Origin of the sequence: Streptomyces sp. AC602_WCS936 (genome assembly GCF_019049125.1) — a bacterium.
In the GTDB taxonomy this organism is placed as follows: Bacteria; Actinomycetota; Actinomycetes; order Streptomycetales; family Streptomycetaceae; genus Streptomyces.
This window is the reverse complement of sequence record NZ_JAGMUF010000126.1, coordinates 439-24331: the sequence shown is the minus strand read 5'-3', so window position 1 is coordinate 24331 and position 23893 is coordinate 439. Positions and strand designations below refer to the sequence as shown.

Below are 23893 nucleotides of genomic sequence, written 5' to 3'. Positions count from 1 at the left end.
GCCGCCCGTGGGCGTCTGCGGCATGCCGCAGGCTGGGACGCGGGTCACGAAGTGCGGCCCCTCACAGGTGCCGCAGCGCGAACCACAGCTCCATCCGTACGTCCGGGTCGTCGAGGTCGGCCTCCAGCAGGGCGGCGCAGCGGGCGACGCGCTGCCGGACGGTGTTGCGGTGCACGGACAGGGCGACGGCGGTGCGGTCCCAGCTGCCGTGCAGCGACAGCCAGGCCCGCAGCGTCTCGGCGAGCGCCGGAACGGCGCCGATCGGCGCGAGCAGCGCCCGCGCGTGCGCCTCGGCCTCCCCGGCCGGCACGAGGTCGGCGAACGCCGGCCGCTCGGCATGCCGGACCAGCGGCGCCCGGACGGCCCTGGCCCGCGCCAGCGCCCGCGCCGCCTGGGCGTCGGCGGCGGGCCACTCGGCGGGGGCGACGGGGGCGCTCACGCCGAGGGTCCAGCCTGGCGCTCCGTCCCATGGGGTGGTGCCCGCCTCCGGCTGCCGGCCCGCCGGCACCAGGACCCGTACGACGTCGCCCGCCGCGTCGACCAGGGGCGAGCCCAGGGCCGCGCCCAGGGCCGAGGCGGAGACCGCGTCGGGGGTGCCGGTGGCCGGGCGGGCGTGGACGACGTACCAGCGGGTGACGGCGCCGTCGCCCTCCCCGCCGCCCAGCAGCGGGGCGACCTCCTCGCGCCCGGCGCCCAGCAGCAGCCGTACCAGGGCCGAGGAACGGGCCGCGCCCGTGCCGCTCTGGTGCTCGCCGGTGAGCAGGGAGAGCAGCACGGCGGCGACCGACGCGATGGTGTGGTCCCCGGACTCCCGGTGCGGCGCGGCCACCCCGAGGACGAAGTCCCGCCCGCTGCCGAGGGCGTACGCCGCGAGACGGGTGCCGGCGACCGTGTCCGTGGCGGTGCTGGAGGCGTGCCCGGTGACGAACCGGGCCAGCTCCGCCAGCGCCCGCCGCACCTCGTCCCCGGGCTCCCGCCCCGCCGCCGAGATCTCGGTGCCCTCCGGCCCGTACAGCACCGCCCGCCCCTCCAGCCGGCCGGCCAGCCGGCGCAGCACCGACGGCACCGGATCGGGACGGGAGGCCGCCGCGGCCAGGCCCTGCTGGGCCTCCGAGATCCGGCGCAGCTCGGCCATCCTGGCCTGCGCCATCAGCTGCCACACCGCACGGGCCACGCCCGAGAACGTCGTCCGCGGCTCCACCTCCACCAACGGCAGCCCGTACGCCTGGCAGGCCGCGACCAGCGCCTCGGGCACCGTGTCGTGCACCGGCGCCACCCCGAAGCCGAGGGCCGCGCCGCCCGCCGCCACGATCCGGCCGACGTAGTCGTCGAAGTAGGAGGTCCCCGCGCCCGCCGCATCCGGAATGTGCACGCCCGCCGTCAGCAGCAGCTCACCGCCCAGCAGGTACGGGTAGGGGTCGGACATCTCCGAGGTGTGCGCCCCGTGGATCGTGACGTCCGCCGCCGGAGGCCCGGTGATCTGGCGGAGCCCCAGGTCGTCACGGGCCAGCAGGGCCGCCAGCGAGACCGGGGGAGTGGGCGGCACGGGCGGGACGGCCGATTCCTGCACGATGGACACGATGGACGATTCCTCCACTCCAGCGGCCCCCGCTGGATGAAACGTACACTTCGCAGCCGCGTTCCAGCCACCTAATGTCAACCCGAACCGGAATCCACACCGGCAGCCGCGGGTACGGGCGGATGTCCCCGCGCAGCGCCACCGGAGAAACCCATCGCACGACACGCCACCGAGAGTGCGCGAAGGAGGGCCCCTCATGGCCGTCGACTACATCGTGATCGTCGTCTACCTCGCCGGCATGCTGGCCATGGGCTGGTGGGGCATGCGCCGCGCCAAGTCCAAGAGCGAGTTCCTCGTCGCCGGACGGCGCCTCGGCCCCGGCATGTACTCCGGCACCATGGCGGCCATCGTCCTCGGCGGCGCCTCCACCATCGGCGGCGTCGGTCTCGGCTACCAGTACGGACTGTCCGGCGCCTGGATGGTCGTCACCATCGGCCTCGGCATCCTCGCCCTGTCCGTCTTCTTCTCCGCGCGCATCGCCCGCCTGAAGGTCTACACCGTCTCCGAGATGCTCGACCTGCGCTACGGCGGCCGGGCCGGCGTGATCTCCGGCGTCGTCATGTGGGCGTACACCCTGATGCTGGCCGTCACCTCCACCATCGCCTACGCCACGATCTTCGACGTCCTCTTCGACGTGAACCGCACCCTCGCCATCGTCCTCGGCGGCTCCATCGTCGTCGCCTACTCCACGCTCGGCGGCATGTGGTCCATCACCCTCACCGACATGGTGCAGTTCGTGGTGAAGACCATCGGCGTACTGCTCCTGCTGCTGCCCATCGCGGTCGTCAAGGCCGGCGGCTTCAGCGAGATGAAGGCCCAGCTGCCCACCGAGTACTTCGACCCGCTGGGCATCGGCGGCGAGACCATCTTCACCTACGTGCTGATCTACACCTTCGGCATGCTAATCGGGCAGGACATCTGGCAGCGCGTCTTCACCGCCGGCAGCGACCGCACCGCCAAGTGGGGCGGCACCGTCGCCGGCACCTACTGCCTCGTCTACGCCGTCGCCGGCGCGATCATCGGCACCGCCGCCAAGGTGCTCTACCCGAAGCTCGCCAGCCCCGACGACGCCTTCGCCACCATCGTCAAGGACGAGCTGCCCATCGGCGTGCGCGGACTGGTGCTGGCCGCCGCCCTGGCCGCCGTGATGTCCACCTCCTCCGGCGCCCTCATCGCCTGCGCCACCGTCGCCAACAACGACATCTGGTCCCGCCTGCGCGGCGCGGTCCGGGGGCCGGAGGGCGAGGGCGCGGACGGGCACGACGAGGTGAAGGGCAACCGCGTCTTCATCCTCGCCATGGGCGTCGCCGTCATCCTCATCTCCATCGCCCTCAACGACGTCGTCGAGGCCCTCACCGTCGCCTACAACCTCCTCGTCGGCGGCCTCCTCGTGCCCATCCTCGGCGGGCTGCTGTGGAAGCGCGGCACCGCACCGGGCGCCCTCGCCTCCGTCGCCGTCGGCGGACTCGCCGTCGTCGGCCTGATGGCGGCCTACGGCATCCTCGCCAACGAGCCCGTCTACTACGGCCTCCTGGCCTCCCTCGCCGCCTACGTCGCCGTCTCCCTGGCCACCCGCCCCACCGACGAGGCGACCCTCACCGCCTGGCGCGAACGCCTCGCCGGCCGGGCCCCCGAACCCCAGTCCGAACCGGCGGTCCCGGCTCACCAGTAGAGTCGGACAGCAGTAGTACATACGCGACGAAGCGTAAGAAGGAAGGCAATACATGAGCAGCAACGAGACGCCCCGCGGCCCCGTCGACTCCTCCCGCGTCCCGCGCTACGCGGGCCCCGCGACCTTCGCCCGGCTGCCCCGCCTCGACGAGGTCGGTACCGCCGACGTCGCCGTCGTGGGCGTGCCGTTCGACTCGGGCGTCTCCTACCGGCCCGGCGCCCGCTTCGGCGGCAACGCCATCCGCGAGGCCTCCCGCCTGCTGCGCCCGTACAACCCGGCCCAGGACGCCTCCCCCTTCGCCCTCGCCCAGGTCGCCGACGGCGGCGACATAGCCGTCAACCCCTTCAACATCAACGAGGCCGTCGAGACCGTGGAGGCCGCCGCCGACGACCTCCTCGGCACCGGCGCCCGCCTGATGACCCTGGGCGGCGACCACACCATCGCCCTGCCGCTGCTGCGCTCGGTCGCCAAGAAGCACGGCCCGGTCGCCCTGCTCCACTTCGACGCCCACCTCGACACCTGGGACACCTACTTCGGCGCCGAGTACACCCACGGCACCCCCTTCCGCCGCGCCGTCGAGGAGGGCATCCTCGACACCTCCGCCCTCTCCCACGTCGGCACCCGCGGCCCCCTGTACGGCAAGCAGGACCTCACCGACGACGAGAAGATGGGCTTCGGCATCGTCACCTCCGCCGACGTCTACCGCCGCGGCGCCGACGAGGTCGCCGACCAGCTCCGCCAGCGCATCGGCGACCGCCCGCTCTACATCTCCATCGACATCGACTGCCTGGACCCCGCCCACGCCCCCGGCACCGGCACCCCCGAGGCCGGCGGCATGACCTCCCGCGAGCTGCTGGAGATCCTGCGCGGACTGGCGTCCTGCAACCTGGTGTCGGCCGACGTCGTCGAGGTCGCCCCGGCCTACGACCACGCGGAGATCACCTCCGTCGCGGCCTCCCACACCGCCTACGAACTGACCACCATCATGTCCCGCCAGATTGCAGAGGCCCGCGCGAAGTGACCCACGACCACGACCTGGTGCTCCGTCCGACCGCCGCCCAGACGGAGGCCGCGCTGAATCCTCCCCCCGGCCGCAACGGCGGAGACCTGGTCGTGGAGACCCTGGCCGGGCTCGGCGCGACCACCGTCTTCGGCCTGCCCGGCCAGCACGCCCTCGGCATGTTCGACGCCCTGCGCCGCTCCGACCTGCGCTACATCGGCCTGCGGGTGGAGAACAACGCCGGTTTCGCCGCCGACGCCTACGGCCGCGTCACCGGCGAGGCCGCCCCGCTGCTCCTGTCGACCGGCCCCGGAGCCCTCACCTCCCTCGCCGCCCTCCAGGAAGCGCGGGCCGCCTCCGCTCCCGTCCTCGCGATCAGCAGCCAGGTCCCGACGGCCGGCCTCGGCGGCGGACGCCACGGCTACCTGCACGAACTCCCCGACCAGGCGGCCTCCTTCCGCGGCGTGGTGAAGTCCGTCCACACGGTCCGCACCCAGTCCCAGATCCCGTCCGCGATCGCCGAGGCCTGGACGTCGGCGCTGACCGTCCCGCACGGCCCCGTGTGGGTGGAGATCCCGCAGGACGTCCTCCTGGCCGAGACGCCGATCCCGGTCGTGACCGGCGGCGACACCTTCCCCGAGGAACTGCCCCCGCGCCCCGAACTGACGGCGGTCGCCGCCGACCTCCTGGCCCGCGCGGAGCGCCCCGCGATCATCGCGGGCGGCGGAGTCGTCCGGGCCGACGCGTCGAAGAAGCTCCGGCAGCTCGCGGAACGCGTCCAGGCCCCCGTCGTCACCACCTTCGGCGGCAAGGGCGCCTTCCCCTGGACGCACCCCCTGTCCCTCCAGTCCTGGCTGGAGGACCGCCACACCACGGACTTCCTGGAGGACGCCGACGTACTCCTCGTCGTCGGCTCCGGCCTCGGCGAACTCTCCTCGAACTACCACACCTTCAAGCCGCGCGGCCGGGTGATCCAGATCGAGGCCGACCTCGGCAAACTGGAATCCAACCACCCGGCCCTCGGCATCCACGCCGACGCCCGCCTCGCCCTCCAGGCGCTGCTGGAGACGGTGGGGGAGCGGACGGACCCGGGTGCCCCGGAGCGCGTCCGTGCGGTACTGGACAAGGTCCGCGAACGCATCGCGTCCCAGGAACTCACCCTGGAACAGGACGTCCTCGCCGCCGTCCGGGGGGCCCTCCCACCCAGCGCCCCGTCCTTCTGGGACATGACCATCCTGGCCTACTGGGCATGGTCGGCCTTCGACGCCAAGGCCCCGAACACCATGCATTCGGCCCAGGGCGCCGGCGGACTCGGCTACGGCTTCCCGGCGGCCCTGGGAGCCGCCGCCGCCGATCCCACCCACCCGGTCCTGGCGGTCTCCGGCGACGGCGGCGCCCTGTACTCCATCGCCGAACTGGCCACCGCCCGCCAGTACGACCTGAACGTCACCTGGCTGATCGTCGACGACGGCGGCTACGGCATCCTGCGCGAGTACATGACCGACGCCTTCGGCGAGCCGACCGCGACGGAGCTGACCCGCCCCGACTACGTGGCCCTCGCCGAGTCGTTCGGAGTGCCGGGCGTGCGGACGTCCCCGGAGACGCTGGAGACCGACCTCGCGAAGGCCCTGGCGGCACCGGGGCCCTCGGTGGTCGTCCTCCCGGCCGTCCTGCGCATGTTCGCGCCGACGCATCTGGGGTGAGCGGCCCGCGGGGCTACGAGATCGCGCGCAGCCGACGGTGCCCCGACCGGCCGGCCAGCCGCTGCACGGCGGTCGTCGTCTCCTCGTCCGCGGGCAGCCACACGACGAGCTGCTGTGCGTCCGAGGTGAGGTCGAGCGTCTCGCGGCGCAGCCGCAGCTCGCACCCGCTGTCGTGTCCGATCCGCAGCACACCGCGTGGCGGCACCACGTGCCGGTTCATGCGCCGGGTGAAGTCGGGGCCGGCGACGGGGGCCAGCTCCGCGGTGAACCACTCCGCGTTCTCGATCGACGGCCCCAGCCACAGGTCGAACGCCTGCTCGTCGGCGACGACGTCCCAGTCGACGAAGAGCGCTCTGGCCCGGGCGTCGGTGAAGACGTACCGAGTGAGGTTCGGTTCGGCGGCCTCCAGCAGCCCCGATCCTTCCGTCACGGTCTCGAAGGTGCCGGTCCACGCGAGTATGTCGCCGAGCCGGTTGGTCACCATGGCCAGGCCCGGTTCCAGAAGGCGCAGCGTCTGAAGGACGGAGGGGCGGACCTCCCGGCTCGGTGGCTCGGGGCGCGCGTGGGCGGTGCACTCCCCGCCGGTGATCTTCGCCAGGTAGCGCAGGTGCCCGCGTGCCGCCGGGTCGAGGGCCAGCGCGTCGGCGAGCGCGTTCACCACCGCGACCGAGGGATTGCGGTCCCGGCCCTGCTCGATACGGGTCAGGTACTCGACGCTGATACCGGCCCGCGCCGCGACGTCCGACCGCCGCAGACCCGGTGACCTGCGGCGTCCATGGTCGGGCAGCCCCAGCGTCTGGGGCTGAGTGCTGTCACGTCTCGTCCGTACGAAGTCCCCCAACGGTGTCCCCATGCCCTGAGCCTACGGTGTCCGCCGCCGCCCGTGGACTGCTCAGCATGGCCCTGTCGGGGCCAGCCTGAGCACGGTCTGGCTGGGCTCCTGGCCGGCGCCGAGAGTGGAGGCATGGAAAACACCAAGCACAAACTGGTAGTCGTCGTCGGCAGTGTCCGTGAGGGTCGCTTCGGTCCCGTGGTGGGCTCCTGGGTCGCCGAACAGGCCCGCCTGCACGGTGGGTTCGAGGTGGAGGTCGTCGACCTCGCCGACATCGACATCCCCCTCGCCCTGCCCGCGGCGCCGCCGAAGTACGCCGGCGACTCCTACCCCCGTCCGGCCGGCATGGCGCCTCTCACCTCGGCCCTGGAGAGCGCCGACGCGTTCATCGTGGTGACGCCCGAGTACAACCACAGCTACCCCGCGTCCCTGAAGGCGGCCATCGACTGGCACTTCACCCAGTGGACGGCCAAGCCCGTCGCCTTCGTCAGCTACGGCGGTGCGGCGGGTGGCCGGCACGCGGTGCTGCACCTGGAGAACGTGCTGACCGAACTGCACGCGGTCACCATCCGCGACGGGCTCGCCTTCCCGAACTACTTCACCGCATGGCAGGACGGACAGCCGGTCGACGGCGAGGCCGCGGGATATGCCAAGACCCTGCTGGAGCAGCTCGCCTGGTGGGCAGGGGCGCTCCGCACGGCCCGTGAAGCAGCCCCCTACCCGGCGTGACGCCGCTTACCAGATCGCCTCGACCCACTCCGGGTGGTCGACGAACGGGTTGCGGTTGTGCTGGTAGGAGTCGTAGATGACCTGGTTGCGGCGCTCCTCGAAGGCGTCCGGCGGGTCCTCGTCGTTCCACTGCTTCAGGACGTCGAGTTTGCCGATGTACGGGCTGCTGCCGTTGTCCACGCTGCCGTTGACCTCGAGGTCGGCCCAGCCGTCGCCGCCCTCGTAACGGACCGCCATGTAGAAGATCATGCGGGCCACGTCGCCCTTGACGGCGTCGCGGGGCTCGAAGGAGTCGGAGTCGGTGAGGCTGCCGCCGCTGTCGGTGAAGCCGCTGCCGCCGTTGTCGAAGTCCTTGTTGCCCCGGACGCCGTTGACCCGCACGTCCTCGGGGCGCAGGTGGTGGATGTCCGTGCCGGGCCCGGTCGAGGTGCCGAAGTCGCCGTGGGACTTGGCCCACACGTGCTCGCGGTTCCAGTCGCCGGTGTCGCCGCCGTTCAGCGACTTGCTGCGGGAGATGCCCGAGTAGAGGAGGACGACGTTGCCGCTGTCGGCCGGGTCCTGGTCGGTGACCTTCAGGGCGTCCCAGACCGCCGAGTAGGAGAGCTTGGTCTGGTCGCTGATGATGGTGTGCAGGGAGGACTTGAGGCTGTCGCCCGTCTTCCCGATCGCGTCCTTGTAGTACGTCGAGTCGTAGTCCGACGCCGTGGTCGTCGTTGCCGTGGCCGGCGTCGCGGTCAGCGAGGGGGCGGCGAGGGCGGCGAGGACGGCGGCCGTGGCGAGGGCCACCGCTTTCCGCCGCCGGGTGCGTATCGCGAGCATGTGGGGTGTCCGATCTACGCGTGTGGAGTGGAGCGGTGGTTCGAGCGTGGCATGGACATGTGGGAGGTGGGGTGTACGGAGGGTGGCAATTGCGTGACGAGGGCCCCCGGCCGTGGTGGTCGAGGGCCCTCGTGTCACTGATGAGTCGTCAGGTGATGTCCGAGGTGTCCAGCCGGTAGAGGCCCGCGGAGGATTCCGACGTGGACGAGGCGCCGTACTCGCTCGCCTCCACGGCCGTGCCGTGCTCCTGCACCCACTGGGTCACCTCGGAACCGGTCCCGGAACCGCCGCCCATGCCCCCGCCGACCTGGACGTAGTGCAACTCGCCCTTCTTCACCAGCTCCTTGAGCCGGGCGAGGGTCATCGCGTTGTCGTTGCCCGACCAGCCCCACATGGAGATGACCGGTTCGCCGCTGCTGAGGATGAGCTGGGCGGCGCTCTGCGAACTGGGCACCGCCAGCAGCCACTTGGCGCCGTCCTGGTGCTTCTCGAGGTAGGCGATCAGTTCGGTGCCGGCTTCGCCCATGCCGCCGCCTCCGCCGAAGCCGCCCGCTCCACCCGGACGCCTTGCCGCTCCGGGGCCGCCGGACACTCCCGCGCCCTGGTCCGTGGCGTCGCCCGCCTCGGTGCCGGTGCCGCCGTCCGGGGCCGTGCCCGTGCCGTCGGTCGAGTCCGAGCCGGTCGCGCCTCCCGGAGCCTGGTCCTCCTCGCCATCGCCCGGGAAGGGGCCGCCGCTGGGACCCGCCTGCGCCTGGCCGCCAGTCCCTTCACCGCCAACCCCCTCACCATCGGGCCGTTCATCGCCAGCCCCTGCGCTGCCAGGCCCTGCTCCGCCGGGCCCTGCTCCGCCGGGCCCCGCGCTGCCGGGGCCGCCCTCCCCGCCGCCCGGGAACCCGCCCCGGCCGCCTCCGCCGCCCGGTCCGCCCATGCCGCCGCCCGTCGACGGTCCGGCGGTCGGGTTGGTCCCGCCCATGCCGCCGCCCGAACCGGACGGCACCGACCAGGCGTACGCCGCCGGACCCGCGACGGCGGCGACGACGGCCGCCGCCACGGACACCGCCAGCAGCCGCACCCGGCGCCCCGAACGGAAGACGAGCAGGCCCGTGACCGCCAGCGCCATGACCACCGCGATGGCCGGCCACAGCCAGGAGTTCCAGCCCGAGGCCCGGCGCAGCAGCACGATCGCCCATACGCCGGTGACACCGAGGGCGAGCGGCAGCACCCACACCCAGCGCCGGTCGGTGCGGAAGGCGCGCAGCAGCATGACACCGCCGCCCCCGCACAGCGCCGCGATGCCCGGTGCGAGCGCGGTCGTGTAGTACGGGTGCATGGTGCCCTCGGCCATGGCGAAGGTCAGGTAGTGCAGCACCGTCCAGCCGCCCCAGAGCACCAACGCGGCACGCGTGAGGTCGGTGCGGGGCGCCCGGCCGCACAGCACCAGGCCGCCGGTGAGCGCGAGGCCCGCGAACGGGAGCAGCCACGAGATCTGTCCGCCGAGGACGTCGTTGAACATCCGACCGATGCCCGCCGCACCGGAGAAGCCGCCCCCGCCGCCTCCACCGCCGCCCATGTTGCCGTCGCCGCCGAAGATCCGGCCGAGCCCGTTGTAACCCATGATCAGGTCCCAGGCCGTCCCGTCCGTCGAACCGCCGATGTACGGCCGCTCGGACGCGGGCACCAGGGACACCGCGGCCGCCCACCAGAAGCTGGAGACCACCAGGGCCACGGCGGCGAGGACCAGGTTCCTGATCTGCTTCGCCCAACTCAGGTTCGTCGCGTACACGTACACGACGAAGACCGCAGGCAACGCGATGTAGCCCTGGAGCATCTTCGTGTTGAACGCCAGCCCGAAGCAGACCGCCGAGCCGATCAGGGGCAGCAGCCGCCCGGCGCGGACCGCGCGCAGGCCGAGGGCCGCCCCGCTCACCATGAGGAACACCAGGAGAGAGTCCGGGTTGTTGTCCCGGTTGATGGCGACCGTGATCGGTGTGAGCGCCAGCACCAGCGCCGCGATCGCCGCGGCACCGTGGCCCCACACCCGCTTCACGGACGAGTGCAGGATCCAGATCGTCGCCAGCGCGGCCAGGATCAGCGGCAGCATCATCTGCCAGGTTCCGTAGCCGAGGACGCGGCAGGACAGCCCCATGACCATCAGGGCGAAGGGCGGCTTGTCGACGGTCAGGAAGTTCCCCGCGTCGAGCGAGCCGAAGAACCACGCCTTCCAGCTCTCGGTGCCGCTCAGTACGGCGGCGCTGTAGAAGCTGTTCAGGCCGGCCCCGGACAGGTTCCAGGAGTACAGCCCCGCCGCCAGGGCGAGGATCGCCAGCAGGGTCGGCAACGACCAACGGGGCGACGGGACGGGCGGCGGCTCGGGGGCCGTTTGCAGGGGAGTGGTGGCGGATGTCACCACGCCACCGTGTCCACGACCGATGGGGAAGGGCTGTGCTCCGACTGGGGCTGAGCTGTGGATCCCGTGCCGCGATCAGTCCGTGCCGGCCCACGGGGCGAGCAGATCGCGCGACAACGCGGCGAACGCCCCGTCCAGAGCGTCCTCCCGCTCCTGGTCACCGACGGCCTCGGGGCAGAGAGCGGCAGGACGGGCGATCCAGAGGATCTTCCAGGGCCTTGAGAACAGCGCGGTGTCGCCCCATACCCCGCCGTGCGGGGCGAGGGGGTGCAGCAGATCGCTGACGTGCCTCGTGACCATCTGCACCAGGGGACCGTCGGTCGCGGCATGCGCCTGAGGGAGCGCCGTGTGCGAGGTTCGGGCGATGGCCGCCGTCGTCGGATGGCGCCGGACGATACGGACGACCTGTGTCAGGTGCCGGACGATTCCTTCAACCGTGCCGTCGCTCGGCTCGGTGCGGTCTGCCTCGTCGAAGGCGTGGGCGAGTTCGACTTGAAGCGCGCGCAGGTGGAGCCGGGAGGCGGTCTTCCAGTTCTCGTAGAGGTAGTTGCGCGAGGTCCCGGAGGCGCGGGCGATGGCGGTCACGGACACGTTCAGACCGTCGGTGCGCATGAGGGTGCGCACCGTGCCGATCACGTTTCCGGTGCCGAGGGGGTTGCGGTAGGGCCAGGAGGCGGGGCTCATGGCCCCATGGTTGGCAAAAAGCGTGAGCACTTGGGGGGTGAATGTCATTTGGGCACTCGGATGAGCGAGCGGATGACAGTTCAGGGCTGAGTGTTCACGCTTTTGAGGGAGGGGGGTCTTCCTTGAGGGCTCCGATGAACGACGACCAGCCGGCCGCAGAGATGAGCAACACCGGGCCACCCACCACCTTCGAGTCCCGCACGGGTATCCCGCAAGGGTGCCCGTCCAGCACTTCCACACAACTACCGGCCTCGTTGCCGCTGTAGGTGGACTTGCGCCAGCCCGCAAGCTCGGCCGTGTCCGGGTTGAGGTGCTCAGGCATCGTCTTCGTAGTCCTTCGCTGTCGACTTGAGCAGGGCGACCGTCTCGCGGAGCGACAGTGCGTCGCTCAACGCGTGATAGTAGGCGCCCTGCAATCGGTCGACGACGGCCGGACTGTCGTGGATCTTGGCTACGTGGATGCCTTCCGAGTACGCCACGGGCGGCTGGTCCTCGAACCACATCAGGCTCAGCATGCTCTGCATCACCGGATAGGCGCCCCGATCCCGGGGCATCACATGCACTCGCACGCGCCCTGTCTCCGCGAGCCCGGCGATGTGAGTCAGTTGACCCGCCATGACCTTTCGGTCACCCACGACGCGGTGCAGCAGCGCCTCGTCCAGCAGCGCCCAGAAGACGGGCGTGACCGGGTCGTCAAGGAGCCTCGCCCGTTCGAGGCGTGTGACAAGGCGCCTGTCACATTCCTCGTCGGCCAACGGAGGGTACGTCGTGCCGAGGACAGCACGCGCGTACGGCCGGGTCTGGAGGAGCCCGGGCACGAACGTCACAGCCGACTCCCGGATCGCCACCGCCTGCGACTCCAGTTGCCGCGCCGCCTCGAAGTAGTCCGCGACCGCCGCGTCCTCCTCCGGAAGGAAGCTGCTCAGCACATTCCCCGTGTTCAGGGCGCGGTCCAGCCGCCGCGCGTCCTCCTTCGACGGCACCCGGCGCCCCGCCTCGATGTGCGCGATGTGCGACCGCGTCATGATGGCCATGTCGGCCAGCTGCTGCTGCGTCAGGTCGGCCGCTTCGCGCTGCTGCTTGAGCCAGTCGCCGTAGATGTTGCTCATCCGTTCGACTCCCGTGTGACAAAGGCGCCGTCACATCCGCACCCCTGGCGAGCCTAGCTCCGGCCGTCTCACTCTGTACGCGCATCGCTACGGAAAGCGAGACCCCCGCGACCGTCGCACCGGTCCGGGGGCATGGTCACCGATCTCCACGGAGCCGACGACATGCGTCACCGTATCGCCCGCCTCGCCGGGCTGCCCCTGCTTCCGCTGCTCGCCCTCCTGCTGCCCGGCTCGGGGCGGCGGCGCCGCCGGCGTCCTCCCGCGACGGAACCCGCCGAACGCCCGTACACCCCGGACGTCACCGTCCGCCGCACCGGCATGCCGGCCCTGCGCGGAGAGGACAACGTGCTCGTACGCCCCTACCTGCTCGCTCACGAACGGCAGGAGGAGGCCCGACGGCGCCAGGCCCGGCGCAGCGCGCTCCGGTTCGCGGTGCACGGCATCGACCTCGGGCCCCGCGTACTGCGCGGCGTGGAGGTGGCCCGGTGAAGCACGGCGCGCGCCCGGCCCGGCTGCTGCCCTGGACCGGCTCCGAGGGCAAGCCCTGCTACCTGCTGACCGACGGCGACGGCCCGCTGTCCCGGATCGCCGACGTCGTCGAGGCCACCCACCTCGACATGGCGGAGGACCTGTTGGACCACGCCGCCGCCCTGCTCGCGGACGCCCGCGCGACGCCCGAACAACTCCGCTTCATGCTGCACCGCATGTGCGAGGCACTCACCGAGGTGCATCGCGTCGCGGAGAGCCGGGGCATGCGGTTGCGCTGAAGGCGAGCCGTCACTCGACCAGTTCGGGAAAGGCCTCCTTGAAGGCGGCGAGCTGAGCGCGATAACCGGCGTTGAATTCGGCCAGTCCGTGCTCGCCGAGGTTCTTGTCGAAGGCGACGCTCTGCCTGGGCACGAGGGCGGGTATCGCGCGGAACACCTCGCCGGCCGCCTTCGCATGCCGGCCCTTCTGGACGGCGGCCACCAGGTCCTTGAAGAGGTCCAGCTCCAGGTCCCGGACGCGTTCGCTCGGACTGTCCTGGCCTTTGAGTTCCTCATCGGCGACCGGTTTGGCCCCGGAGGGCTTGGTGAGGAACTTCAGCACCCGCATCGTCGCGTACAGCCGACCGGCCAGTTTGTGGCCGCTCTCGTTCTGGTCTGGCATGGCTCATTACTTGCCACCGGCAACCCGTCGAACCCTGCCCTTCGGAAAGCGGCCAACTCTTGGCCATTCCTCCGGCCTAGGGTTTCGCGCATGCGCCCGAGAACGCTTCGCACCTCCCTCGCCATCCTCACCGCGAGCCTCGCGGCGGCCGGCTGCCTCATCGCCGCCGGACCGGTCGTCGCACAGGAACGTCCGCAGCGGAACGCCTGCTCGCCCGCCGTCTCCGTCACCGGCTACTCCGACGCCCTCGACAAGACCACCCACGACGGCACCTACGTCGGCAACCTCTCCGCCCTCGCCCGGGACCGCCGGGGCACGGTCGCCGCCCTCTCCGACCGTTCCGCCCTCTTCCGGCTGGACGCCCGCTCCCTCCAGCCACGGGACGTGATCCCGCTCGCCGACGAGAACGGTGCCGCCCTCGACGCCGAGGGACTGGTCGCCGACCGGGACGGCACCTACCTGGTCTCCTCCGAGACCGAGCCGTCCGTCCGCCGCTACTCCCGTACCGGCGAGATCCTCGGCCGCCTCCCCGTGCCGAAGGCCCTGCGTACTGCCCCGGAGGGCCGCGCCCGGGCCAACGGCAGCTTCGAGGGGCTGACCCTCCTGCCCGGTGGCCGGACCCTGATCGCCTCCATGGAGTACCCGCTCGCCGGCGACCCCGCCGACCTCGTCCGCCTCCAGAGCTGGCGGCGGACCGGCCACGGCGACTTCCGGCTCGGCACCCAGTACACATACCGGACGGACCCCGGCCTCGGTGTCCCCGAGGTCACCGCGACCCCCTCCGGCCCCCTCCTCGTCCTGGAACGCGGCTTCACCTCCGGCGTCGGCAACACGGTCCGCCTGTACCTGACCGACCGGCCACGCGGCGGCACCGCACTCGGCAAGACCCTCCTCGCCGACCTGGCCGACTGCCCCTCCCTCGGCGCCACCGCCAAGCAGCCCCAGCCCAATCCACTCCTCGACAATTTCGAGGGGATGGCCGTCACCGGCCGGAGCAAGGGCCGCCTGGACGTCCTGATCGCCAGCGACGACAACCAGAACGCCGTGCAGACGACCCGTTTCCTGAGGCTCCGCGTGCGCGCCTGAATCGTCGCCGCGGGATGAAATCCCCGCTCGCCCGTGTTGGTGCCTTCCGGTAGATCAGGTGAGCAGGACGACCGGACGACGGCCGGACGAACGACCGGAGGGCACGCGTGGACGCGCAACGGGGATGGGCACGACGACTGGCGGACTACGCCTGGCGCTATCCCAAGGACGTGATCCTCGCCCTCGGCGCCTCGCTGGGCGGCATGGCCGTCATGGCCCTGGTCCCGCTGATCACGAAGGTGATCATCGACGATGTGATCGGCGCGAAGACCAGGGACATGGCCGTCTGGGCCGGTCTGCTGATCGGTGCCGCGGTCGTCGTCTACGTCCTGACGTACATCCGGCGCTACTACGGCGGCCGGCTCGCCCTCGACGTCCAGCACGACCTGCGCACCGACATGTACGGGACGATCACCCGGCTCGACGGGCGGCGACAGGACGAACTGTCCACGGGACAGGTGGTCGGGAGGGCGACCAGCGACCTCCAGCTGATCCAGAGCCTGCTCTTCATGCTCCCGATGACCATCGGGAACGTCCTGCTCTTCCTGATCTCCCTCGTGATCATGGCGTGGCTGTCCCCGCCGCTCACCCTGGTCGCGCTCGCCGTGGCGCCCGCCCTGTGGTTCATCGCCCGCCGCAGCCGCACCCGCCTGCACCCGGCCACCTGGTACGCGCAGGCGCAGGCCGCCGCCGTGGCCGGTGTGGTCGACGGGTCGGTGAGCGGCGTACGCGTGGTGAAGGGCTTCGGGCAGGAGGACCAGGAGACCGGGAAGCTCAGGGAGGTCGGGCGCAGGCTCTTCGCCGGGCGGCTGCGGACGATCAAGCTGAACGCCACCTACACCCCGGCCCTCCAGGCCGTGCCCGCCCTCGGCCAGGTCGCCATGCTCGCCCTCGGCGGCTGGCTGGCCGTCCGAGGCAACATCACCCTCGGCACCTTCGTCGCCTTCTCCACCTACCTGGCCCAGCTCGTCGGCCCGGTCCGCATGCTCGCCATGGTCCTCACCGTCGGCCAGCAGGCCCGCGCCGGCACCGAGCGGGTGCTGGACCTGATCGACACCGAGCCCGCGATCGAGGACGGCACCAAGGAACTGCCCGCCGACGCGCCCGCGACCGTCGAGTTCGACGACGTGTCCTTCGGCTACGAGACCACCGACGGGGGCAGCACCCCCGTCCTCGACGGCCTCTCCTTCGAGATCCGGCCCGGCGAGACCCTCGCCGTCGTCGGCTCCTCCGGTTCCGGCAAGTCCACGGTCTCCCTGCTCCTGCCGCGCTTCTACGACGTGACGCGCGGCGCCGTCCTCGTCGGCGGCCACGACGTGCGCGAGCTGACCCTCGACTCGCTGCGGGCCGCCATCGCCCTGGTCCCCGAGGACTCCTTCCTCTTCTCGGACACCGTGCGCGCCAACATCGCCTACGGCCGCCCCGACGCCACCGACGAGGAGATCGAGGCCGCCGCCCGCGCCGCACAGGCGCACGGGTTCGTCACCGAGCTGCCCGACGGCTACGGCACCACCGTCGGCGAGCACGGCCTGACCCTCTCCGGCGGCCAGCGCCAGCGCGTCGCGCTCGCCCGCGCCATCCTCACCGACCCCAGGCTGCTGGTCCTCGACGACGCCACGTCCGCCGTGGACGCCCGCGTCGAGCACGAGATCCACGAGGCGCTGAAGGAGGTCATGCGGGGCCGCACCACCCTCCTGATCGCCCACCGCCGCTCCACCCTCGGCCTCGCCGACCGCATCGCCGTACTCGACCGGGGCCGCCTCGCCGACCTCGGCACCCACGAGGAGCTCCAGGAGCGTTCCGCCCTCTACCGGCGGCTGCTGACCGACCCCGACGAGCTGGGCGGGGTCTCCCCGGGGCACGCCCGGCCCGCCGCGCCCGCCGAGGACACCTCCGTCCGCGACGAACTGGACGCCGAGTTCGACGCCGAGCGCGGGGTCACCCCGCGCCTGTGGACCGGCGACCGCACCCCCAGGGACGCCGCCCTGGCCGGCACCCCGGCCACCCCGGAGCTGCTCGCCCAGGTCGACGCGCTGCCTCCGGCCGACGGGAAGCCGGAGGTCGACGAGGCGCGGGCGGTCGAGCCGGAGGAGTCGTACGGCCTGCGCCGCCTGCTGCGCGGCTTCCGCGCCCCACTCCTGATCAGCCTCGCCCTGGTGGCCGTGGACGCCGGTATGGGACTGCTGCTGCCGGTGCTGATCCGGCACGGCATCGACGAGGGCGTCACCCAGCTCGCCCTCGGCGCGGTCTGGGCGGCCTCGCTGCTGGGGCTGCTGGCCGTGCTCGCCCAGTGGACGGCGCAGACCGGCGAGATCCGCATGACCGGCCGGACCGGTGAACGCATCCTGTACTCGCTCCGGCTGAAGATCTTCGCCCAGCTCCAGCGGCTCGGTCTGGACTACTACGAGCGTGAGCTGACCGGCCGGATCATGACCCGGATGACGACGGACGTGGACGCGCTGTCGACGTTCCTGCAGACGGGACTGGTCACCGCCTTCGTCTCGGTCGTCACCTTCTTCGGCATCATGGTCGCCCTGCTGGTGATCGACGTGCAGCTGGCGCTGGTCGTGTTCGCGACGCTGCCGCCGCTGATCATCGCCACGTACTTCTTCCGCCGGGCCAGCGTGAAGGCGTACGAGCTGGCCCGCGAGCGGGTGTCCACGGTCAACGCCGACCTCCAGGAGTCGGTGGCGGGGCTGCGGATCGTGCAGGCGTTCCGGCGCGAGCGGGACGGCGGGCGGCGGTTCGCCGAGCGCAGCGACAGCTACCGGCAGGCCCGCATCCGGGGTCAGTGGCTGATCTCGATCTACTTCCCGTTCGTGCAGCTGCTGGCGTCGGGGGCGGCGGCGGCCGTGCTGGTCGTCGGCGGTGTGCGGATCGACAACGCGACGCTGACGACGGGCGCGCTGGTGGCGTACCTGCTCTACATCGACCTGTTCTTCGCACCCGTTCAGCAGCTCTCCCAGGTCTTCGACGGCTACCAGCAGGCGTCCGTCTCCCTCGGCCGCATCCAGGAGCTGCTGCGGGAGCCGACCTCGACCCGGGCCGCCGAGAAGCCGGCCGGGGTCACGTCCCTGCGCGGCGAGATCGCGTTCGAGGACGTGCGCTTCCAGTACGGGGACGACGAGGAAGCCCTCACCGGTATCGACCTGCGCATTCCGGCCGGGCAGACCGTCGCGTTCGTCGGCGAGACCGGCGCGGGCAAGTCGACGCTGGTGAAGCTGGTGGCCCGGTTCTACGACCCGACCGGCGGCCGGGTCACGGCCGACGGGCAGGATCTGCGCGACCTCGACCTCACCTCCTACCGGCACCGGCTCGGTGTCGTCCCGCAGGAGGCGTACCTGTTCCCCGGCACCGTCCGCGACGCCATCGCCTACGGCCGCCCGGACGCCACCGACGCCGAGGTGGAGGCGGCGGCGCGGGCGGTCGGCGCCCACGAGATGATCGCCCGGCTCACCGGCGGCTACCTCCACGAGGTCGCCGAGCGGGGACGCAACCTCTCCGCCGGGCAGCGGCAACTGATCGCGCTGGCCCGCGCCGAGCTGGTCGACCCGGACGTCCTGCTCCTCGACGAGGCGACGGCCGCCCTGGACCTGGCCACGGAGGCACAGGTCAACCAGGCCACCGACCGCATCGCGGGCCGCCGCACCACGCTCGTCGTCGCGCACCGGCTGACCACGGCCGCCCGCGCGGACCGCGTCGTCGTCATGGACCACGGGCGGGTCGCCGAGGACGGCACGCACGAGGAGCTGCTGGCCCTCGACGGGCGGTACGCGCGGCTGTGGCGGACCTTCGTCGGCGCCGCCGAACCGGAGGAGCCGGTCGGCGCGCTGCACTGAGCCCGCGCAACCTTCCACAGGTGCCGTGCGTCCGTACACCCGTACGACGGTGATCGCCGTACGGAGGCGACGGATGGAACGGATGGGACGGAGGGGACCGCGGTGGGTCAGGTTGGTGCCGGCATACGCCGGCGGCTGACACTCGGCACGGCCGTGCTGACGGCGGCCGGGCTGCTCGCCGTCGCGGTGCCGCAGCAGGCGCAGGCCGCGGCGGCGTGCCCGGGGCGCAAGGTCCGTACGCTGCCGTTCGCCACCGGCTCGGTCCTCGTGTACCAGCGCGGCAGTCACGTCTGCGCCGTCACCGTCCCGAAGCAGACCGGCACCAAGCGGCAGATGTCCGTCAGCGTGCAGCCGCGCGGTGGCCGGCCGGTCGTGGACTCGGGGCGGTTCGCGTACCGGGCGGGGCCGGTGACCGTGCACGCCGGGAACCGCTGCGTGCTGGTGCGGGGCACGGTGTCGGGGCGCTCGGTCAGCTCCGGCTGGATCCTCTGCTGATCCCGTCCCGGCGGCCACCGCCGCCGGCCATTTCGCGATCTCCCCTGGTGTACTGGTGACTTGCTCCGATAGCTTCCGGCGCACATCTGTTTCACAGGGAGGGTGCATGCGCAAGGCGCTCAGATGGCTGCTGGCGCTCGTGGTGCTCATAGGCACCGTCAGCACGGCGGGCGCGGCCACCGCCGCCGAGCCGAAGGCCGTCGACATCAAGGACCGGCTCCTGTCCATACCGGGCATGAGCCTGATCGAGGAGAAGCCGTACACCGGCTACCGCTTCTTCGTCCTCAACTACACCCAGCCGGTCGACCACCGGCGCCCGTACAAGGGCACGTTCCAGCAGCGGATCACCGTGCTGCACAAGGACGTGAGCCGCCCGACGGTCTTCTACACCGGCGGCTACAGCGTCTCGACGAACCCCAGCCGCCGCGAGCCGACCCAGATCGTGGACGGCAACCAGGTCTCCATGGAGTACCGCTACTTCACCCCGTCCCGGCCCGAGCCGGCCGACTGGTCGAAGCTGGACATCTGGCAGGCGGCCAGCGACCAGCACCGCATCTTCAAGGCGCTCAAGCCCATCTACTCGGAAAACTGGATCTCCACGGGCGGCTCCAAGGGCGGCATGACCGCCACCTACTACGAGCGCTTCTACCCGCGCGACATGGACGGCGTCGTCGCCTACGTCGCCCCCAACGACGTCGTCAACCGCGAGGACTCGGCCTACGACCGCTTCTTCGCCCGCGTCGGCACCGAGGAGTGCCGCGACCGACTGAACGGCGTGCAGCGCGAGGCCCTGGTGCGCCGGGCGCCGCTGAAGGAGAAGTACGAGGCGTACGCGGCCGAGAACGGGTACACCTTCGACACCATCGGCAGCCTCGACCGCGCCTACGAGGCGGTCGTCCTGGACTACGTCTGGGGCTTCTGGCAGTACAGCACCGTGAAGGACTGCGCGGACATCCCGGCCGACGCGAAGAACGCGACGGACGACGAGATCTGGAACTCCGTCGACTCGATCTCCGGCTTCTCCTTCTACACGGACCAGGGGCTCGCCCCGTACACGCCGTACTACTACCAGGCGGGCACGCAGCTGGGCGCGCCGACGATCCACTTCCCGCACATCGAGAAGAAGTACATCCGCTACGGCTACCAGCCGCCGCGCAACTTCGTGCCGCGCGACATCGACATGCGGTTCCAGCCGTGGGCGATGCGGGACGTCGACCGCTGGGTGCGGCACAACGCCCGGCACATGCTGTTCGTGTACGGCGAGAACGACCCGTGGGGAGCCGAGCCCTTCCGACTGGGCCACGGCGCGCGGGACTCCTACGTCCTCACCGCGCCCGGCATGAACCACGGCGCCAACGTCGCCGGTCTGGTGCCCGAGGAGAAGGCCCTCGCCACGGCCCGCATCCTCGACTGGGCGGACGTCGCGCCCGCCGAGGTCCGCGAGAACCCGTCGGCGGCCGAGCCGCTGGCGAAGTTCGACGCCAAGCTGGACAAGCGGGACGTCCAGCGGGAGCCGGCGCTGCGCCCGTAGGGCGGTGGTTGTGCCCGGCCGGCCAGGTGTGAGCCCCTGAGGCGCTCACAGCGGCCGGGCGCAGCCCACCGGGCGTTCGCCGCCGAGGCGGACGTAGAGCCCGGTCGAGGCCGGGCAGTCCGACCGGGCGGCGACCGCCTCGACCACCTTGAACTGGGGCTTCTTCTTCTCCGAGCCGTCGCAGGCGGTCTCGCGGACCTTGCCGTCGCCGGCGTCGTAGACGCAGTCGCCGACGATGGTGCGCGGACCGCCCCCGCCGCCCGGGTCGCCGGGGTGCGGCGGCTGGAGCCGGCGCATGCAGGCGTAGCCCTGGGGCACGGCCCCGTCGCCGTCCTCGTCGGCGGAGGGGCGCTGCTCGCTGATGTGCAGGACGAAGTCGGTGGTGGCGGGGCACGGCGGCCCGTCCGCCGCCCGGCCGTCCTCCCGGGCCACGACCCGCGCCGCCGCCCGCTCACTGGCGCACGGCACCTCGGTGAAGCTGACCGTCCCGAACGAACTGCACTCGTCGATCGCGAGGAACACCGCGCCGTACCCGGAGGGCCGCACGGCCGCCGGACCCGACGCGGTGGCCCCACCGGGCACCTCGCCGCCACCGCTTCCGCCCGTGGCGCCGCCGCCCGCCAGGCCGGTCGGGCTCTGGCACCCCGTCAGCAGCACGGCGCACAACGCCGACAGGGCGCACAGCACCCGCACAGCCGCCCATCTCCCACGCATCGCCATCCCCCCGGGTCCCCCGTCCAGCGTGACCCGCCGCAGCGGGGCACGCCAGACGCGCGGGGTGCATTGCGCACGGGTGACGGGGGCGCCCCCGGCGCGTGGCGTAGCCGCGCTACGGTCGACGACCGGCCACGACCCCGTCTACGACCGGTACGACAACCCGTGCCCGAGGGGGTACAGCACCGTCTCCGGGTCGTCCGCCCGCACCACCGGAACCGGCAGCTCGCCGCGCGGCCGCACCCGCCCGGCGATCACCCGGGCGGCGGCCCGCACCTCGACGTCCGTCCAGGAGTAGGCGGCGAGGAAGGCGGGGACGTCCGGGAGCTGGGCCACGTCGTACGGGTTGCGGATCGCGACCGCGACGACCGGCTTGCCGGTCTCCAGCAGCCGCGCGACCAGCGTGCGCTGGCTGCTGCCCGCCGTCACGTTGTACGTCGCCACCACCACCGCGTCGGCGTCCCCGGCCGCGGCGACCGCGCGGTCGATGACGGCGGCGGAGGGCGCCGTGCCGGTGGACAGGGCGGTGGCGGTGAAACCCAGCTCCGTCAGCGCGCCCGCGAGGACACCGGTCGGCGGCCCGGTCGTGCCCGAGGGGGAGGCGGGGTCGGCACCGACGACGAGCAGCCTGCGGTGCTCCCGGCGCGACAGGGGCAGCAGCCGGCCCTCGTTGACGAGCAGCGTGGTGGACCGTTCGGCGATCCGGTCCGCCGCGGCCAGGTGGCCGCGGGTGCCGACGGTGCGGTCGACGTCCCGGCGGCTGGTGTACGCGTCCCGGAACAGCCCCAGCTTCGCCTTCAGCCGCAGCACCCGCAGGATCGATTCGTCGAGCCGCGCCTCGGTCAGCTCGCCCTCGCGCACGGCCGTCAGGACGGCGTTCCAGGCGAGCGGCAGGTCCGGCGGGTTGAGCAACTGGTCGACGCCGGCCTTCAGCGCCAGCACCGGCACCCGTTCGTCGCCGTACTTGGTCCGCACACCCTGCATGCCGAGGGAGTCGGTGACCACGACCCCGTCGTAGCCCAGTTCCTCGCGCAGGATGCCGGTGAGGATGGGGCGGGAGAGGGTGGCGGGGTCGCCGGAGTCGTCGAGCGCCGGGACCATGAGGTGGGCGGTCATGATGGCGTCGATGCCGGCCTCGATCGCGGCGCGGAAGGGCGGCGCGTCCAGCTCCTCCCACTGCTCGCGGCTGTGGGTGATGACCGGGAAACCGGTGTGGCTGTCGGTGGCGGTGTCGCCGTGCCCGGGGAAGTGCTTGGCGCACGCGGCGACCCCGGACCGCTGGTACCCCGTCACCTCGGCGGCCACCAGCTCCGCCACCGCCTCCGGGTCGGCGCCGAAGGACCGTACGCCGATCACCGGGTTGGCCGGATTGACGTTCACGTCGGCGACGGGGGAGTAGTCCTGGCGGATGCCCATGGCGTGCAGCTCGGCGCCCGCGATCCGCCCGAGGGTGCGGGCGTCGGACCGCGACCCGCCCGCCCCGACGGCCATCGCGCCCGGGAAGAGGGTCGCCGGCTCGCCCACGCGGGCCACGATCCCGTGCTCCTGGTCGGTGGAGACGATCACCGGAAGGCCGCGCGGCAGTTCGAGGGACGCCTTCTGGATGCCGTTGGACAGGTCGGCGATCTGGTGCGGGTCGCGGGTGTTGTGCGCCCAGGCGAAGTAGATGATGCCGCCGACCCGGTACTTGGCGACCAGCTCGGCCGCGGTGCGGACGCCGATCTCCTTCAGGTTGGCGTCGATGTCGGCCTGGTCGGGGTCGGTGGCGGAGTGGCCGTAGACGCGCGTGACGAAGAGCTGGCCGACCTTCTCCTCCAGCGTCATGCGGGAGATGAGGGCGCGCAGCTTGTCGTCGTCGGGCCTGCGGGCGTCGGCGTACGCGGTGCCGCCGCCGGCGGCCAGGGCGGCGCCGACGACCGCGGTGGCGGTGAGGACGGTACGTCTGGAGGGGTGTGCGGTGCTTCCCGTGCCGGCCGTGCTGCTGTGGTGCACGTGCGCTCCTTCCGGAGTGATCCGCTGGGAATCGCTGAATCGCTGGAGAGCTGCTGAAGGAAACTTCCAAGGAGTCACCAATATCCGGGAAGTTTCTGCCAGTCAAGGGAGCGCACAGGCATCGCCACAAGCGGCGGGCGACGGGCCGGAGGGGCCGCCGTCGGCGCTTGGGAGGGGGGCGCGCCGACGGCGGCGTGCTGCCGGCCGCGGTACGGCTGGAGAGGGTGGTCAGCGATCGCAGCCAGCAGCGAGGCCGACACCGCACCACGGAGACTCGTCCGACAGCGCGAGTTGGACGCACCCGGCCGCACCGGGGTTCCCCCTCGGCACCGGTTCCCGCCGAAGTCGGGGCGCGTGGGAGTGGCGGGACGGGAGGGGTACGGAAGCGCGTGGACGGTCCCGGTCGGGCGCGCGGGGCTCCCGCCCACCCGACCGCGCCCGCCCGCCCGGCCCCACGGCCGCCCGGCCCCACGGCCGCCCGGCCCCACGGCACCCCGGCCCTACGGCTGCACGGCACCCCGGTCACCCGGCACCCCGGCCACCCGGCCATCCG

General features: G+C 72.3%; 20 protein-coding genes. 10 read left to right on the top strand and 10 right to left on the bottom strand.

Annotated features, from left to right (window positions below):
- Positions 1-61: 61 nt before the first annotated feature.
- Entirely contained in the window at positions 62-1570 is a 1509-nt protein-coding gene (locus tag KUM03_RS33660) for a PucR family transcriptional regulator (protein WP_217254476.1), read from the bottom strand.
- Positions 1571-1775: 205 nt separating this feature from the next.
- On the opposite strand from KUM03_RS33660, the gene KUM03_RS33655 reads away from it, so the two are divergent.
- The 3 genes from KUM03_RS33655 to KUM03_RS33645 are packed head-to-tail and all read left to right on the top strand — an operon-like array spanning position 1776 to position 5954.
- Positions 1776-3251 carry a sodium:solute symporter gene (locus KUM03_RS33655; RefSeq protein WP_217254365.1) on the top strand — a complete coding sequence of 492 codons (1476 nt, stop codon included), beginning with the start codon at positions 1776-1778 and terminating at the stop codon, positions 3249-3251.
- 52 nt (positions 3252-3303) lie between these two features.
- On the top strand, positions 3304-4272 hold the full coding sequence (speB, locus tag KUM03_RS33650) for an agmatinase (protein ID WP_217254364.1): 969 nt from the start codon (positions 3304-3306) through the stop codon (positions 4270-4272).
- Positions 4269-5954, top strand: a complete 1686-nt coding sequence (locus tag KUM03_RS33645; protein ID WP_217254363.1) for a thiamine pyrophosphate-binding protein — start codon at positions 4269-4271, stop codon at positions 5952-5954. Before speB ends, KUM03_RS33645 begins: the two co-directional genes overlap by 4 nt.
- A gap of 13 nt (positions 5955-5967) precedes the next feature.
- Here the strand turns inward: KUM03_RS33645 and KUM03_RS33640 are convergent, their stop codons facing one another.
- Positions 5968-6807, bottom strand: a complete 840-nt coding sequence (locus KUM03_RS33640) for a helix-turn-helix domain-containing protein (protein ID WP_217254362.1) — start codon at positions 6805-6807, stop codon at positions 5968-5970.
- Positions 6808-6918: 111 nt separating this feature from the next.
- On the opposite strand from KUM03_RS33640, the gene KUM03_RS33635 reads away from it, so the two are divergent.
- Positions 6919-7515 carry an NADPH-dependent FMN reductase gene (locus tag KUM03_RS33635; protein WP_217254361.1) on the top strand — a complete coding sequence of 199 codons (597 nt, stop codon included), beginning with the start codon at positions 6919-6921 and terminating at the stop codon, positions 7513-7515.
- A 6-nt stretch (positions 7516-7521) separates the two neighbouring features.
- On the opposite strand, the gene KUM03_RS33630 is transcribed toward KUM03_RS33635, so the two are convergent.
- From KUM03_RS33630 to KUM03_RS33610, 5 genes are all read right to left on the bottom strand, one after another.
- Complete coding sequence (locus KUM03_RS33630) at positions 7522-8334, bottom strand: endonuclease I family protein (RefSeq protein ID WP_217254360.1); 813 nt, start codon at positions 8332-8334, stop codon at positions 7522-7524.
- 148 nt (positions 8335-8482) lie between these two features.
- The gene (locus tag KUM03_RS33625; RefSeq protein ID WP_217254359.1) at positions 8483-10741 is read right to left on the bottom strand and encodes a glycosyltransferase family 39 protein; all 2259 of its coding nucleotides are present in this window, start codon (positions 10739-10741) and stop codon (positions 8483-8485) included.
- Positions 10742-10816: 75 nt separating this feature from the next.
- On the bottom strand, positions 10817-11425 hold the full coding sequence (locus KUM03_RS33620) for a TetR/AcrR family transcriptional regulator (protein ID WP_217254358.1): 609 nt from the start codon (positions 11423-11425) through the stop codon (positions 10817-10819).
- A 94-nt stretch (positions 11426-11519) separates the two neighbouring features.
- The gene (locus KUM03_RS33615; RefSeq protein WP_217254357.1) at positions 11520-11747 is read right to left on the bottom strand and encodes a DUF397 domain-containing protein; all 228 of its coding nucleotides are present in this window, start codon (positions 11745-11747) and stop codon (positions 11520-11522) included.
- Positions 11740-12534: a helix-turn-helix transcriptional regulator gene (locus KUM03_RS33610; protein WP_217254356.1), complete on the bottom strand. Its 795-nt coding sequence runs from the start codon at positions 12532-12534 to the stop codon at positions 11740-11742. Before KUM03_RS33610 ends, KUM03_RS33615 begins: the two co-directional genes overlap by 8 nt.
- 162 nt (positions 12535-12696) lie before the next feature.
- Here KUM03_RS33610 and KUM03_RS33605 point away from each other — a divergent pair, with 162 nt between their 5' ends.
- Both KUM03_RS33605 and KUM03_RS33600 read left to right on the top strand, forming a co-directional pair.
- Positions 12697-13023 carry a hypothetical protein gene (locus tag KUM03_RS33605; RefSeq protein ID WP_217254355.1) on the top strand — a complete coding sequence of 109 codons (327 nt, stop codon included), beginning with the start codon at positions 12697-12699 and terminating at the stop codon, positions 13021-13023.
- Positions 13020-13301: a hypothetical protein gene (locus KUM03_RS33600; protein ID WP_217254354.1), complete on the top strand. Its 282-nt coding sequence runs from the start codon at positions 13020-13022 to the stop codon at positions 13299-13301. The genes KUM03_RS33605 and KUM03_RS33600 overlap by 4 nt, the downstream gene beginning before the upstream one ends.
- A 10-nt stretch (positions 13302-13311) precedes the next feature.
- On the opposite strand, the gene KUM03_RS33595 is transcribed toward KUM03_RS33600, so the two are convergent.
- Positions 13312-13683, bottom strand: a complete 372-nt coding sequence (locus tag KUM03_RS33595; protein ID WP_217254353.1) for a hypothetical protein — start codon at positions 13681-13683, stop codon at positions 13312-13314.
- 90 nt (positions 13684-13773) lie between these two features.
- On the opposite strand from KUM03_RS33595, the gene KUM03_RS33590 reads away from it, so the two are divergent.
- From KUM03_RS33590 to KUM03_RS33575, 4 genes are all read left to right on the top strand, one after another.
- Positions 13774-14769 carry an esterase-like activity of phytase family protein gene (locus KUM03_RS33590; RefSeq protein ID WP_217254352.1) on the top strand — a complete coding sequence of 332 codons (996 nt, stop codon included), beginning with the start codon at positions 13774-13776 and terminating at the stop codon, positions 14767-14769.
- Between the two features lie 107 nt (positions 14770-14876).
- A complete protein-coding gene (locus KUM03_RS33585) occupies positions 14877-18608 on the top strand; it encodes an ABC transporter ATP-binding protein (RefSeq protein WP_217254351.1) in 3732 nt (1243 codons plus the stop codon).
- Between the two features lie 102 nt (positions 18609-18710).
- Positions 18711-19103, top strand: coding sequence for a hypothetical protein (locus KUM03_RS33580; protein ID WP_217254350.1), 393 nt, complete (start codon positions 18711-18713; stop codon positions 19101-19103).
- A 106-nt stretch (positions 19104-19209) separates the two neighbouring features.
- A complete protein-coding gene (locus KUM03_RS33575; RefSeq protein WP_217254349.1) occupies positions 19210-20634 on the top strand; it encodes a S28 family serine protease in 1425 nt (474 codons plus the stop codon).
- Between the two features lie 45 nt (positions 20635-20679).
- Here the strand turns inward: KUM03_RS33575 and KUM03_RS33570 are convergent, their stop codons facing one another.
- The gene (locus KUM03_RS33570) at positions 20680-21348 is read right to left on the bottom strand and encodes a hypothetical protein (protein WP_217254348.1); all 669 of its coding nucleotides are present in this window, start codon (positions 21346-21348) and stop codon (positions 20680-20682) included.
- A 144-nt stretch (positions 21349-21492) separates the two neighbouring features.
- Positions 21493-23340, bottom strand: coding sequence for a glycoside hydrolase family 3 protein (locus KUM03_RS33565; protein ID WP_217254347.1), 1848 nt, complete (start codon positions 23338-23340; stop codon positions 21493-21495).
- Between the last annotated feature and the right edge of the window lie 553 nt (positions 23341-23893).